This is a genomic window from Fretibacterium fastidiosum, assembly GCF_000210715.1.
In the GTDB taxonomy this organism is placed as follows: Bacteria; Synergistota; Synergistia; order Synergistales; family Aminobacteriaceae; genus Fretibacterium; species Fretibacterium fastidiosum.
In genome coordinates, this window is sequence record NC_021038.1 from 105,078 (window position 1) to 118,863 (window position 13,786).

At 57.7% G+C, this 13,786-nt stretch carries 14 protein-coding genes; 11 read left to right on the plus strand and 3 right to left on the minus strand.

Features of this window, described 5'->3' with window-relative positions:
* Positions 1-31 precede the first annotated feature (31 nt).
* The 5 genes from SY1_RS00500 (at position 32) to SY1_RS00520 (ending at position 5,989) form a co-directional block, all read left to right on the plus strand.
* Positions 32-850 (plus strand): creatininase family protein, encoded by an 819-nt coding sequence (locus tag SY1_RS00500; protein WP_015555819.1) that lies wholly within the window; start codon positions 32-34, stop codon positions 848-850.
* 42 nt (positions 851-892) lie between these two features.
* Entirely contained in the window at positions 893-1,864 is a 972-nt protein-coding gene (locus SY1_RS00505; RefSeq protein WP_015555820.1) for a TRAP transporter substrate-binding protein, read from the plus strand.
* 107 nt (positions 1,865-1,971) lie between these two features.
* A complete protein-coding gene (locus SY1_RS00510) occupies positions 1,972-3,144 on the plus strand; it encodes a M20 metallopeptidase family protein (RefSeq protein ID WP_015555821.1) in 1,173 nt (390 codons plus the stop codon).
* An 853-nt stretch (positions 3,145-3,997) separates the two neighbouring features.
* Entirely contained in the window at positions 3,998-5,146 is a 1,149-nt protein-coding gene (locus tag SY1_RS00515) for an ABC transporter substrate-binding protein (protein ID WP_243440536.1), read from the plus strand.
* Between the two features lie 336 nt (positions 5,147-5,482).
* On the plus strand, positions 5,483-5,989 hold the full coding sequence (locus SY1_RS00520) for an SF0329 family protein (RefSeq protein WP_015555823.1): 507 nt from the start codon (positions 5,483-5,485) through the stop codon (positions 5,987-5,989).
* Positions 5,990-6,261: 272 nt separating this feature from the next.
* Here SY1_RS00520 and SY1_RS00525 read toward each other — a convergent pair whose 3' ends face one another.
* The gene (locus SY1_RS00525; protein WP_208872481.1) at positions 6,262-6,780 is read right to left on the minus strand and encodes a hypothetical protein; all 519 of its coding nucleotides are present in this window, start codon (positions 6,778-6,780) and stop codon (positions 6,262-6,264) included.
* Between the two features lie 567 nt (positions 6,781-7,347).
* Here SY1_RS00525 and SY1_RS00530 point away from each other — a divergent pair.
* Positions 7,348-7,851 (plus strand): hypothetical protein, encoded by a 504-nt coding sequence (locus SY1_RS00530; protein WP_015555826.1) that lies wholly within the window; start codon positions 7,348-7,350, stop codon positions 7,849-7,851.
* A gap of 100 nt (positions 7,852-7,951) precedes the next feature.
* Positions 7,952-8,077, plus strand: a complete 126-nt coding sequence (locus SY1_RS12500; RefSeq protein WP_279369689.1) for a hypothetical protein — start codon at positions 7,952-7,954, stop codon at positions 8,075-8,077.
* Between the two features lie 7 nt (positions 8,078-8,084).
* Here the strand turns inward: SY1_RS12500 and SY1_RS00535 are convergent, their stop codons facing one another.
* Positions 8,085-8,381 (minus strand): DUF4491 family protein, encoded by a 297-nt coding sequence (locus tag SY1_RS00535; RefSeq protein ID WP_015555827.1) that lies wholly within the window; start codon positions 8,379-8,381, stop codon positions 8,085-8,087.
* A gap of 25 nt (positions 8,382-8,406) precedes the next feature.
* Entirely contained in the window at positions 8,407-9,255 is an 849-nt protein-coding gene (locus SY1_RS00540) for a class I SAM-dependent methyltransferase (RefSeq protein ID WP_015555828.1), read from the minus strand.
* A 510-nt stretch (positions 9,256-9,765) separates the two neighbouring features.
* Here SY1_RS00540 and SY1_RS00545 point away from each other — a divergent pair.
* The 4 genes from SY1_RS00545 to SY1_RS00560 are packed head-to-tail and all read left to right on the plus strand — an operon-like array spanning position 9,766 to position 13,368.
* Positions 9,766-11,043 carry an efflux RND transporter periplasmic adaptor subunit gene (locus SY1_RS00545; protein WP_015555829.1) on the plus strand — a complete coding sequence of 426 codons (1,278 nt, stop codon included), beginning with the start codon at positions 9,766-9,768 and terminating at the stop codon, positions 11,041-11,043.
* Positions 11,040-11,771 (plus strand): ABC transporter ATP-binding protein, encoded by a 732-nt coding sequence (locus SY1_RS00550; RefSeq protein ID WP_015555830.1) that lies wholly within the window; start codon positions 11,040-11,042, stop codon positions 11,769-11,771. Before SY1_RS00545 ends, SY1_RS00550 begins: the two co-directional genes overlap by 4 nt.
* A gap of 2 nt (positions 11,772-11,773) precedes the next feature.
* A complete protein-coding gene (locus SY1_RS00555) occupies positions 11,774-12,988 on the plus strand; it encodes an ABC transporter permease (RefSeq protein ID WP_015555831.1) in 1,215 nt (404 codons plus the stop codon).
* Positions 12,989-13,017: 29 nt separating this feature from the next.
* Positions 13,018-13,368 carry an arsenate reductase family protein gene (locus SY1_RS00560; protein ID WP_015555832.1) on the plus strand — a complete coding sequence of 117 codons (351 nt, stop codon included), beginning with the start codon at positions 13,018-13,020 and terminating at the stop codon, positions 13,366-13,368.
* Positions 13,369-13,786: the final 418 nt, after the last annotated feature.

Genomic DNA, 13,786 nt, shown 5'->3' on the forward strand with positions numbered 1-13,786 from the left:
CACGAAGGTTGTAGGAAAGGAGATAGAAGTTATGGAAAAGCACGAACTATATCGGATGACGTGGAAAGAGGTGGAGAACGCATTCAAGAAAGACCCCGTAATCCTCATCCCTTTAGGCTCTACAGAACAGCAGGGCCCCCATACTCCGACAGGTGATTACCGTTGCGCTGAGGCAGTGGCAAAAGCTGTATCGAAAAGGACAGGGGCCTATATGACGACTTGCATCCCCTTTGGCTACTCCGAGTACTTTCGAGGATTCCCAGGGTCGGTATCACTTCAGCCAAAAACGTTCATTAGTTTGATGGAGGATATCTGCTGTTGTTTCCTGGATCATGGTATTAAGCGTATCATGTTCTTCAACGGACATGCGGGGAACAATCCGCTCTTAGACCGCGTTTCCAGGATGATCCTGCGCGAGCGCGGCATCATGATCCCCAACGTGAACCTGTGGAGTCTTTTGACGCCGGCTTTTCGTAAGAGCGTATTTGACGATCCCAAAACCTCGGCTCATGGTGCCGAACCACTGACTTCAATGACCTGGTATCTCAACCCAGAGGACATGCGCATGGAACTTTTACCAGAAAGACCGCGCATCAACCGTCAGGTGCAGGGGATGGACGTGGAAAACTTAACGACACTCACCTATGATGGGATTGGCTTTTCCGTGTTTATGAACATGGAGGACATTTCTCCGGACGGTATTATGGGTAACGCCTTGTTGGCTAGTCCGGAGAACGGAAAAAAACTGTTTGATGAGGTGATCCGTAACGCTTGCAAACTCGTTGAAAAATGGAAGACCGTTAATACCTGTTGGCCATCCGGCGAAGGGCATATTGTGGAGAATGATTGAGTCATTGCTCTGAGCTGTAAGTTTATCAAAGGAGTGAGTCTTATGCATAAGAAGTTTGTTGCTGTAGCAGCCGTGTTGTTCCTCCTTCTGTCCTTTGCGTCGTCTGCTTTTGCCGCCAGGGAAATTCACTACAGCACCTGGGCCAGCTCTGGCGAGGCGGCCTACACGGGAATGGAGAAGTTTAAGGAGCTCGTTGAGAAGGGGACGAATGGAGAGCTTAAGGTGTTTCTCTATCCCGCGGATCAGCTTGGTAAGACAACGGAGCAGTTTGAGCAGGTCCAAATGGGGACGATTCACATGATGTCGAGCGGCCAACCGCCTATGACGGAGATCGAGTACCTGAGCCTCCCTTACCTCGTGAAAAACCTTGACAATTGGAAACTGATCCTGAACAGCGATATTGGCAAGGAATGGAACCAGAAATGCTTGAGCGATTATGGTGTGCGCATCCTTGGCCTTCTTCCGCGTGGACCGCGTGTTATCAGCGCTAACAAGATCATCAATACAATGGATGACCTGGAGGGGATGAAAATACGCTCTCCAGAGCGCGATTATTACGTCGATACGCTCGTTGCTATGGGGGCGCAGCCTACGACGATGTCCTTTGGCGAAGTCTATACGTCTCTGCAGACCGGCGTCGTTGATGGTCAGGAAAATCCTATTGAGACGATTGTTGCAGCCGGGTTTCATGAGGTCCAGAAGTGCATTGCCATGACAAATCACATTAACAAACCTGCGTTTGTCGTCATCAACGAGGAATTCTTCGGGGGCTTGACGGAGGAACAACGGGAGATTCTCATTGAGGCGCAGGCAGAGGCGGAGAAGTTGACTCAGGCCTTGATGGAGCAGCAGCAGGTGGAGTTGCTCAAGAGCATCAAGGATGCCGGCGTGACCGTTACGACTCCTGATCTGAAGCCATTTATCGAAGCGACTCGGAAGGTTCGGGACGTGCTGGGCACGAAGGTTTGGGGCGAAGAGAGGTATCGGAAGATCACTGAAATGGCCCAGAGGTAGGGTAATGAACAGCCCGGAGAGCCGATAAATGGAACCTTCGGGCTGTTGTCGTAGTATTGGCCAGGAGCTCGTGCTGTTGGGCCAGCTGGAACGAGAGGGGAAACACCATGGATTTTATATCTCTAGAGAAAGACGCTATTGGGTGGCGTCGCCATATTCATCAGCATCCAGAGCTTGGCTTCAAGGAATTTGAAACGACAAAATACATCCGTGAGCGACTTGAGGAGTTCGGCATTGCTGATTTCATTCCGCTTAAAGAGACCGGCGTCGCGGCCGTGATCCATGGGGCGTCCGCCGGCCCGTGCATCGCTTTTCGAGCGGACATCGACGCGCTTCCCACGGCGGAGGACAGTGGGTATCCATGGCCATCGCTGAATCCTGGCGTCTGTCACGCTTGCGGGCATGATGTACATACAGCCGTGCTCCTTGGCCTGTCAAAAGCATTGCAGCAGGAACGTACGAAACTGGCTGGTAGCGTAAAACTGATTTTTCAGCCCGGGGAGGAGATCATGTGCGGGGCGGAGTCCATCATACGGTCTGGGGTTCTTGAGGATCCGATCCCCGAGGCTATTGTTGGACTTCATATCTGGCCTCAGACCCCATGTGGAGACGTTGCTTTTTGTCATGGCCCAATGATGGCCTCGTCGGATAGCTTTACTATTACCGTGACCGGTAAACAAGGGCATGGTGCACATCCGGAGGTGTGCGTGGATGCCCTCTATATCGCAGCACAAGTGCTGATTGCTGTGCAGGGCATTGTAGCGCGCGAGGTGTCCCCGACGGACCCTTCCGTCGTTACTATCGGTACCATCGTGGGCGGCCTTGCTCCAAATATCACAGCAGGCGAAGCCGTAATGAAGGGCACGATGCGCTGCATGACTCTTGAAACACGCAGCTATATCAAAGAAGCGCTGGAACGCATTGCCAGGCAGACTGCGATTGCTCATAAGGGAAACGCGACGGTCAAATTCGCTGGGCCAGGGATTCCACCCGTCATCTCAGATGAGAAGGTGCTTAGAGAGGTTGAGATAGCGGCGCAGCAAGCGCTCGGAGAAGATCACATCCGCGAACTAAAGGAGCCTTCTATGGGCAGCGAAGATTTCTCGCTCTATCTTAAAAAAATTCCAGGCGCTTTCTACCGCCTCGGTACGGCCTTGAAGGACAACGCTGCAACGCATAAATCCCTTCATTCGCCGCAGCTTTTTGTGCCAGATGAAGCGATTATCGCTGGTATTCGGGTCATGTACCAGTTTGCCGTTAATCGTCTCGGAAAAGGTTGAAGTAGTAGCATAGTGGTCTCAAAATCGCGGACCGCTATATCGACGCTAAACTGTCAAGCTAAAAGCAACAGGTAAATTGAAAAAGGCCTCATTAGGGGAACGGAAGCCGAGACACTTTTGGGACGATTGCTCAGACGTTCTACAATCCGCAGAACATCGTCGTTCCGAACCTCTCGGAAGTCGATCCCCTTGGGCAAATACTCGCGAATGAGTCCGTTCGTGTTTTCATTCGTACCACGCTCCCAGGGGCTGTGCGAATGGGCAAAGTACACAGGATCCCCAGGGCAGCAGATACTTCCTTGTGTCGCGCAAACCCCTTTCCGTTGTCCGTCGTCAGGCTGCGGCACACCAGCTCATCAAGCAGACGGATCAGGGCAACCTGAACAGTTGCAGCAATCTTGTCCCGTCAGTCCCCGCAGGGGGCAGCAAGCAAGCCCTTCGGTCAACCACGGTAACCAGACCCCCTGTCCCCGGCTTGCCCAGAACGGTATCCACCTTCCAGTTTCCGACGTAAAGCCTCTCTTCAACGAAGCTCAATGGGAACAGTGTCCCTGATACGCCTCAAGGTAGCGGCAATCTTTAGAATTCCGCAGCCCTGTGTACGAAAACACAGTATACTTTCTTGCTCTGTTGCTGTAAGATAGATAGAACCTATCCCTTCCCATTCAGAATTTTTTAGAGGAAGGACAGACTCTGGGTGTCATCTTCCTTCGCTGTTTGTGCTTGTGAAACTCATTTAGCACGAATAACTGCCACCTAGGTGCCTTTTTTCTCCTCTCACCCCCTGCTGTTGCGTTTAGTTGTAAAGCCAAGTTTTATTCTATGCTTCAAAAATTTAATGGAGGTGGACGGTTTGAAGAGAACACTAGCAGCGCTGGCATTGGTTTGGGCGTTGACAGGGACTGCGTTCGCAGCGGAGGGGCCCATCAAGATCGGCTATCTCGCGCCCTTGACAGGCGATAACGCGGCCTCCGGTACAACCGAGGCCAGGACGGCCAGGATGATCGTGGATGAACAGAACGAGGCAGGTGGGCTCCTTGGAGGGCGCCCCATTGAGCTCATCGTTTACGACACGAAGTCGCGCAATGAGGACGCGGTCAACGCGGCCCGGCGCTTGGTCGTGAACGACGGCGTGTGCGTCATTGTGGGGGACTTGTCCAGCGGCATCAACATCGCTACAGCGCCCATCGTGGCCAGGGGCAAGGTGCCCCAAATCTCCACGCTGGGAACCAACCCGCTGGTTACGGTGGACAACAAGGGCAACGTACGCCCTTACTCCTTCCGCATCTGCTTCACTGACCCCTATCAGGGGGCGCTGGCGGCGGACCTGGCCTACAATGACCTGGGCAAGAAGAAGGCAGCTATCCTCTACAATGTGGGTTCCGACTACGCTCACGGGCTCCGGGAATTTTTCGTGAAGAACTACGAGAAGCTGGGCGGCGAGATCGTGGCGGATGAGGGCTTCCGTGGCGATGACGTGGACTTCCGGGCCCAGCTCACCACCATCAAAGCCGCCGGCGCGGATATCCTGTTCCTTCCTGGCATGGGCAAGGATATGGGTCTGGCTATCAAACAGGCTCGGGAGTTGGGCTTTGACGGCAGCATCGTCGGAGGCGATGGATACAGCGACGTCATGATCGAGATCGCCGGCGACGCCATGAAGGGGACACACTGGGTCAGTCACACCTATTTTGAGGACCCCGGAATGGTCCCCATTTACGAACGGTTTCAAAAACGCTACAATGACGTATGCAAGGAGTTTGTCAGCACCGCCATGGCAGCGGACGCCATGTATTGGGTTTTTGACGCTATCAGACGTGCCGGCGTGGACGAGGGACCGGCTATCGCTAAGGCTCTGGAGGGGACAAAGGACCTCAAGTTGAACCACGCGACGCTCACCATCGACCCCGCCACCCACAATCCCCTGAACAAGGCCGGCATCATCCTGAGGGTGGATGACAACCTGGAGCGGAAGTTCTACAAGAAGGTCGAGCCGAAATAAACCTTACGCGCAAAGCCCTGGACCGGCGTCCGACCCTCCGATATAGCGATCCCAAAATGGAGTGTCACGGGCAGGGAAGCGCTGATCAATCTTCAAAAGTTGTTGAAAACGATCAAGGAGTATCACACGAAGAGTGTTCTTCAGCGCTTCCCTAAAATTTTAAAATGGGGCTCGTCCCCCCTTCGGGGAGCCTTCCGATACCGTTCGCTGACGGTACGTTCGTCCTGCAGGACGGGTACAGGTGCTCTTGTATGAGGGGAGCCACGATCCGGTTCTGGACAGGTGAAGGTGCTGAACGCGCTTCATCGCAGATGTTCTAATACAGAGGGACAGCCAATGGGACTTTCTTGGAGCGCAATGCGTAAAGTGTTGGAACATGAGAATATTTGTGATTCCCTCAAGGGGAGGGTACAGTATTTTGTCACTCGGTATAGAGAATCCCATGACCAGGAGGGGCGTGTTGCCGTCCGTCTTGACGGAAACGAGATTTTCAAGTCCAACTTCTACGACGGAGAGATAAAACGCCGTGAAGCATGGAACGAAATCAACGCAAGCAAAGGCAGACCGACGGATTATGCAGAATCTGGCGAACAGATGGAGCTTGAAGCCTTAAATAAGGGCGGCTTCGAGCGATTTGCTTTTTACGATGCTTTTTATCGTTACCAAAACAGTGGCATCAATGACAGCTTGCAGTCTTCTGACCCTGTAGTACGGCTCTTCGCCATTTTGGACAAAAGAGTCGGGAAAAGGCGATTGCATAAAATGATTTCCGAGATCGAACAGCAGCCCATATGGCTGAAGCCTTTCTACCGATTACGGCTGGAATCGGACGGTGTTATTTGATAATGGCAAAATAAAAAGAGCTGACTGACGTTCACAATCAGCCAGCTCTTTGCTTTTGGAATAACCAATCAACGTTGCCGCTCGACTCTTGCCAGCGTCGCAAATCCACCTCGCTCGTCGCGGAGGGAAGTTACGTCCGGTACCGCGTGGTTGGTCCCGCGCACCTCGTTGTAGAGACGCCGAGCCGTTACGCTCAGCGCCTCCAGTGGGATAAGCGCCTGGTCGTCAAGCGAAACGCAACAGGGAAGTGCCGGTTTTCAATCGGCGCTTCCTTAAAAGACCTCGAAGGACTTCGCCATCCGGCTCAGGATATCGCCGAACACCTCGTGCTCGTCGTGCGGGTACTTGAAGACGAAGAAGGCAGCCCTGCGGCCGTTGACGACGCAGCACTGCGCCATCAGCACATCGCGGTCGTCGGGGTCGGTATAGCCGATCGAGAAGGCGTTCTTCCTCAGCTTCTCCGAATGTTTGATGGTGACGTTGCCGTTCTTCTCAAAATCCTTCTTGAGGCTCTGCAAGAGGGACTTGGCGTTCTCCTTACCCTTCAGATCGCGGCCCCATGCCTTCAGAAGATATTTTTTGTGGATGGACTCCATGACGACCTCACTGCCGTCCTCCTTGAAGGTGCCGTCGAAAAAGATATCGGGATACTGGAGGGAGTAACCGAACACCTTGTTGATGTACCCCTTGTACTCCATCGAGTCCATTGCCGAGGCGGCTCTCGTCAGTGTTACGACCGAAAGGCAGAGGAGAAACACCGTAAAAACACGCATCAATCTTGTTCTGAACATCGATAAAAACCTCCTTCAGCGATACTTCATGAAAATGAATCCCGTCCCGTTAGGGGACTCAAAGATGTTAAATGATGGAGAAGAAACCATTCAGAGCCATTCTACAGACGATTCGAAAGGTAATAGTACCGTAACGGGATCGAGTTGCGTGAAGGGCAACACCGACGAGGAGAAGCCCGGCGGCTCTAAACGTTCCCGCTCAGGTGGTGCTCCAGACCGGAGACGTCGGGGACCCCATGATCACGGGAGCATCCTTATCCGCCTCCTTGCAGGCCTGCGTCATCGTGTCCAACTATCTTCTCTCACCCGTTTTTAGTAAAAGCGCAGTTGACCGATTGCACCAACCGGTTTGTAATATCTATTATGAAACAACGCAGTAGCTGTCATATTTACTCAAGTTTCGGCTCGGCCAACGGGGCCTAAAACCTGGGTGAGGTCAACTATCGAGGAGGCGGTGGAGTGGCGATCGCGAAGATGAACTGGGCCGCAGCGAGATCGTGGATCACGGCGACCCCGCTTTACCGCATGTAAAACGGGGATTTTCTAAAAAGAAACGAGGGATTGTTTATGGAGTTTCGCGACAGGCAATACGAAGTTTTCAACATGTTCGACAAGCAATGGGCGCTGGCGACGGCGGGCACCCTGGAGGATTTTGACGGGTGCACCATCGGCTGGGGCAGCCTTGGCAGCCTCTGGGGATCGAGGAGCGACGGGCGGCTGATCGTGACGATTTACGTCAACCCTCTGCGATATACCAGCGAGTACCTGTTGAAAAACGATTGTTTCACCGTTTCTTTCTTTGAGGAAAACTATCGCAGGGATTTGTTGACGCTCGGAACGAAATCGAAACGGGATTGCGATAAATTTGCGATGACCTCGCTGACGCCGGAGAGACACGGGCAGGGCGTCGTCTTCCGTGAGGCGAACCTGACCTTTGTCTGCCGAAAGCTGTACTGGGAGCAGTTCAATCCAGATCATCTCGACTCGGAGGTCATGCGCGAGATCTACTCGAATCGCCCGCCTCATTATCAGTTCATCGGCGAGATCATGGAGGTCCTTGACAAGCGGTGAGGGGCAAAAAAGGGCTTTGGAAATGTTCGCTGACTGGCCTGATGGAACGGTGGCGGCCGACCGTGGAGGCCGCCCCTCGTTCCGTCAGGCCCTGTGAAAAATGAACCGAAACGGCGGGCTTTTGGTGCCGCTTCTGCTGTGGCTCTGCCGGGTTGCAGAATGGCTGCTCATGTTGCTGTTCGTGGTGGGGCTTTGCCGTATGGCATTAATCTTCTCGCCGCCCTGAATCGAGGTCATTCTTCGGGCGCGCGCTTGGGGTTTCTGGGGAACCATCCCCTTTCGACGCGCTTTGTCTGTTGCTTGAGCTCGTGGATGCTCCACAGCGAGGTGAAGCCCGCGACCCCCAGGATGGCGGAAAACGTGGGGTCCTCAGCAAACAGGGATGCGGTGCAAAAAGCGAGGCCCCCCACGAGGAAGACCGGCCAGACCCTGTCGGAAAAGTAGTACTCGCACTTGATGACGATGGGGTGAAAGAGGCCGATGAGGAGGAAGGAAGCCAATCCGATGAGGATGCCGGACCCGTTGAGCATGATCGTTTTCCTTTCTGACGTGCCTTTATGCTCTTTCGTTTGCCTGCCGTATGTCGTAGCGCAGCATCTTGGCCCCTTTGGCCATCGCGGGGATGAGGTTCAGCAGGACGGCCCAGCCCCAGCGGCGCAGCTCCTGGTTGATGTAGTATTCGACCTCGACGAACTTCAGCCCAGGGTCCCAGCCCTCGATGTCCCTGAGCCCATCGAGCCCCCACGTGAACCGCACGTCGTCCCCGTACTCCCGGATCGAGTCGTGCATCTTGGAATGACGGACCATCCAGGTCGAGACCGAGTCGAAGTGCAGCTCTGCGCCGGGGAAGCGCTGGGCCAGGTTCTGAAAGAGGCCCTCGATGTCCGTCCCGTTCAGGTACATCAGCACGCCCTCCATGATGAAGGCGAAGCGGTGCTCCGGGTAGCGTTCCAGCAGCTCGTCCATCCACCCGGTTTCAAACATCGAGGCGCCGATCTGGGGGTTGCGCTCCGAGGGGGGCAGGAAGCGCTTCCGAACCTCCATGACGTCCGGCAGGTCCAGGTCCACCTGAACGCCCTTGCCCGAATCCGTCCGCAGGAAGCGGTCGTCCAGCCCGCAGGCCAGGTGTACGACCACCGGCCTCTCCCAATCCGCAAGGATTCGCCGCGTCTCGCGGTCGAACCGGCGCGTGCGGATGATCGTCCCCACCTGCGACATCTTCTTGTCCCGGAAGCGGGACATGTCCACGCCGAGCTTCTCCAAGATCTCGACCGCCCTGGGGTCCTCGATGAGACGGTCGGGCCGCTGCGTCTCCTGTGCCTTGAAGTAGAGGGTCAGAAGCGCCGTCTCCGAGATGGGCACCTTGAAGCCAAGTCCCGCAGACGCCTTCCTGCTTTCGTTCATCGTCCAAACGATCTCCTTTCCGAAAACTTCGCTGAAATCAACCATAAAACCAGGTTAAACATCATGTAATAAAGTGTAGTCTTAGTTAACGAAAAGTCAATCCTGCGGGTTTGGCCCAAATCCGCAGGTTGCGACGACTTGATCGAGGCTCAAGCCCGTCGTCGCACAGGTTAAGCCGATTCTGAGCTTTCACCCGTCAGGTGAGGCAGAAAACGCATAAAACCGCTTCCCGACGCACGTTAAAAACTTTACCTGTGGATTTGGGTTTGGGTGTCGTCGAGCGCGAAAGCAACCCCTCCGGCCCTTCGGACCACCTCCCCTTGCAGGGGAGGCGAAGCGACCCCGACGGCGTGCGTATTTCTACGATGTCCCCCTCCGCGTATCCTTACGTTGTCCGTCGGAAGCCCATCCCCTATACTTCTCCCCGGACGGGACGGCCGTCTTCAGTTTCAACGGATACGTTCCTGACTGGAACGTTCTCGACAGACGCGGATATCGGAGGAGTCGTTCATGAAGGTTTTTAAGATGCTGTCGTTTGGAGCCATCGCGGCGGGGATCGCCTGGGGCGTCTGGTATGGGTTCTTCAGGGACGAGGGGACGGAGTACGTCTACCGAACCCAGCCCGTGACGCGCGGGAGCATCTCCGCGACGGTCAGCGCCACCGGAAGCGTCAACCCCGTGGAGATGGTGGACGTCGGCACGCAGGTCTCCGGGACGATCAAGGAGATCTACGTGGACTACAACAGCCGGGTCACCAAGGGACAGCTGATCGCCATGTTGGACACCGACATGCTGCAGTCGAGGATTGAGGAGGCGAAGGCCGCCCTCGCCCTCGCCCAGGCCCGGACGACGAGCGCCAAGGCGTCCGTTGCGGATGCGGACCGGACCTTCAAGCGCAACAAGGAGCTCTGGGGGCGGGACCTGATCGCGCGGAGCGAACTGGACGCCGCGGAGACCAAACTCTCCCTGGCCCGCGCCTCGTTGGCCGAAAACAACGCCCAGGTCGTGCAGGCCAAGGCCTCGCTGAAGCAGGCCGAGACGAGCCTGGGCTACGCGCGCATCGTCTCGCCCGTCGACGGGGTGGTCATTGCGCGCAAGGTGGACGTGGGGCAGACTGTGGCGGCCAGCCTCCAGACGCCGACGCTCTTCTCCATCGCCCGCGACCTGACCCGGATGCAGATCGAGGCCAGCGTTGACGAGGCGGACATCGGGCGCATCGCGGAGGGCCAGAGGGCGATCTGCCGCTTTGACGCATGGCCGGACACGACGTTCGAGGGCACGGTGACGCAGGTGCGCCTGAAGTCCACGGTCGTCTCCAACGTCGTCACCTACACGGTGATCATTCGGGTGGACAACTCGGAGCTGAAGCTGAAGCCCAGCATGACGGCCAACGTGACCATCGTCACGGAGGAGAAGAAGGACGCGCTGAAGGTTCCGGCCGCGGCGCTCCGCTTCACGCCGCCGGGCGACGTCCTCGCGGCCCTCTCCGATGCCTCCGGTGCGGAGCAGGAGGAGGAGGGCGAAGGGTCGATCATGGGATTGCCCCCGATGCGGCGTAGGAACGGGGTCCGTTCGGGCGACGAAGACGAGCCCGTGGTGTGGGTCGTAGAGGACGGGAAGATCGTGGGCAGCGTTCCCGTCGGAGAGCAGGGGATCAGCGACCGTACGTGGGTGGAGGTCTTGAACACGCAGCTCAAGGAGGGGCAGGAGCTGGCCGTCGCCTTCAGCACCGCCGGGGCGGCCGTCGCGGCCGAGGGTGAGGCCGTCGTGGTGAGGATGGGCCGATGAGCCTCCCGGATGCCGCTTCGGAGAGGGCCGCGTGCCCTCTGATCGAGGTCGAGGACCTCGTCAAGGTCTATCGGACCGGGGACGTGGAGCTGCGCGCGCTGGATGGCGTCTCCTTCTCGGTGGCCCACGGGGAGTTCGTGGCGGTGATGGGGCCGTCGGGCTCTGGAAAGTCCACGACGATGAACATGCTGGGCTGCCTCGACTCTCCCACCGATGGGCGCTACCTCCTGGACGGGCGGGACGTGGCGCACCTGTCGGGCGACGAGCTGGCGAAGGTCCGCAACGGGAAGCTGGGTTTCGTGTTCCAGGGGTTCAACCTGCTGCCGCGCCTGTCGGCCGTGGATAACGTCGCGCTCCCCCTCGTCTACGCGGGGGTCCCCGCCAGGGAGCGCCGCGAGCGGGCCCGCGGGGCCCTGGAGCGCGTGGGGTTGGGTGCCCGTCTGGAACACAGGCCCAACCAGATGAGCGGTGGGCAGCAGCAGCGCGTCGCCATCGCGCGGGCCCTCGTCGGCAGGGCGCCCCTGATCCTGGCCGACGAGCCGACGGGGAACCTGGACACGCGGACGAGCGAGGAGATCATGGACCTTCTCGTCGAGGTCAACCGGGAGGGCAAGACGGTGGTCCTGGTGACGCACGAGCCGGACATCGCCGCTTACGCGCGGCGCATTTTGAAGTTCAAGGACGGTCGCCTGGTCTCCGACGAGACGGCTTCGGGAAGGGAGGAGTAACGATGTTCGAGACGCTGCGCACCGCCCTGTCCTCGCTCCTGGCGAACAAGACGCGCTCGCTTCTGACGATGCTGGGCGTGGTCATCGGGGTGGGGGCGGTCATCGCGATGGTCGCCGTGGGGAATGGCGCCTCCGTTCAGATGCAGGATCTCGTCTCCGGTCTGGGGAGCAACCTGCTCATCCTGAGCCCGGGGGCGCCCCGGTCGGGCGGCGTGCGTCAGAGCGGGGGCGCGCGCCTGACGCTCTCCGACGTGAGGGCCGTGACGGAGGAGTGCTGGTCGGTGCTCCGGGCGGCTCCCCTGGTGAACCTTTCGAGCCAGCTGATCTACGAGAACCAGAACTGGCCGTCCCGCGTGACGGGAACGACGTCGTCGTACTTCGACGTCGACAACCGCAGCATCTACCTGGGGCGGCTCCTGGACGACGAGGACGAGCGGAGCGCGTCCAAGGTCTGCGTCATCGGCCAGACGGTCGCGACCCAGCTCTTCGGCACGACGAACCCGATAGGCAAAAATATCCGGATCAACAAGATCCCCTTCGAGGTCGTTGGGGTCCTGGCCCCGAAGGGCGGCGGGTCGATGGGGCAGGACCAGGACGACACGGTGGTGGTGCCGATCACCACGGCGCAGCGGCGCCTGGTGCGCAGCTCGTTGGCCGATTCCGTCCACATGGCCCTCATTCAGGTTCGGGACGTCAGTATGCTGGAGGGGGGGATGGCGGATATCCGGGCCCTGATGCGCCAGCGACATCGAATCGGCAGGGGGAAGGACGACGACTTCGAGATATGGAACATGACTCAGATGGTGGAGTCCCTGCAGCAGTCGACCTGGGTGATGTCCGCCCTGCTTGGGGCCGTGGCCTCCATCTCCCTGCTGGTGGGGGGGATCGGCATCATGAACATCATGTTGGTCTCCGTCACGGAGCGGACTCGCGAGATCGGAATCCGCATGGCCATCGGGGCCCGCGCCAGGGACATCCGGCTTCAGTTCCTGCTGGAGGCGCTGGTGCTCTCCCTGCTGGGCGGCGCCCTGGGGATCCTCCTGGGGATGGCGGCGTCCTGGGGGGTGACGAAGTTCCTCACGTGGCCCACCTCCGTGTCGTCCGGAGCCATCGCGCTGGCGGCGGGGTTCTCCGGCTTCGTGGGGGTCTTCTTCGGCCTCTATCCGGCCTGGAAGGCGTCGCGGCTCAGGCCCATCGACGCCCTGCGGTTCGAGTGATTGCCAGGAACATAAGGAGGAACCGACTCATGCTGTTTCTGTGGTACCCCAGGTGCAGCACCTGCCGAAAGGCCAGGGATTGGCTGGATGCGAAAAACTTAAGCTATACGTTCCGGGACATCGTTCAGGAGCCCCCGACGGTCCAGGAGTTGCAGGAATGGCAGAGACGAAGCGCTCTGCCCCTGAAGCGTTTTTTCAACACCAGCGGCATGAACTATCGTGCCCTGGGACTCAAGGACAAGCTGCCGGAGATGAGCGAGGAGGAGGCACTGAGGCTGCTGGCATCCGATGGAATGCTCGTGAAACGCCCCCTGCTGGTGACGGAGGAGATCGTGCTGATCGGCTTTCGCGAGACGGCCTGGGTGGATGCCTTTAAGTAGGTCACTGTAACTGAAGATAGGATAAACGACTGGAGGGAGAGTCATGCCGGAGAAGGACATCACGGAACGGCAGCCGGAAGGCTCCCCGAAGGGGGGGACTGAGGGGTTGTTTGGGCTGAAGGGATCGTCCTCTCGCTGATCCGCTTCCCGCGCTTTCAATCCGCTGTCGCTTTCAGCCTGGCGATTCGGCAATTTAGCCGCGTTTTTGGATTGACGATCCGGCTTTGCTGTTTTGTTATAATGAAGACAAGATAAACGACTGGAGGGGGCGTCATGCCGGAGAAGGACATCACAGAAAGGCATCTCGAATCCTATAACGACGTCTTTGCGGACGTGGTGAACGTGCTGCTCTTCGACGGAAAGAGGCGGGTGAAGCCGGAGGACCTGAAGGACACGCGGGCCCGCACGTTCTACAAGG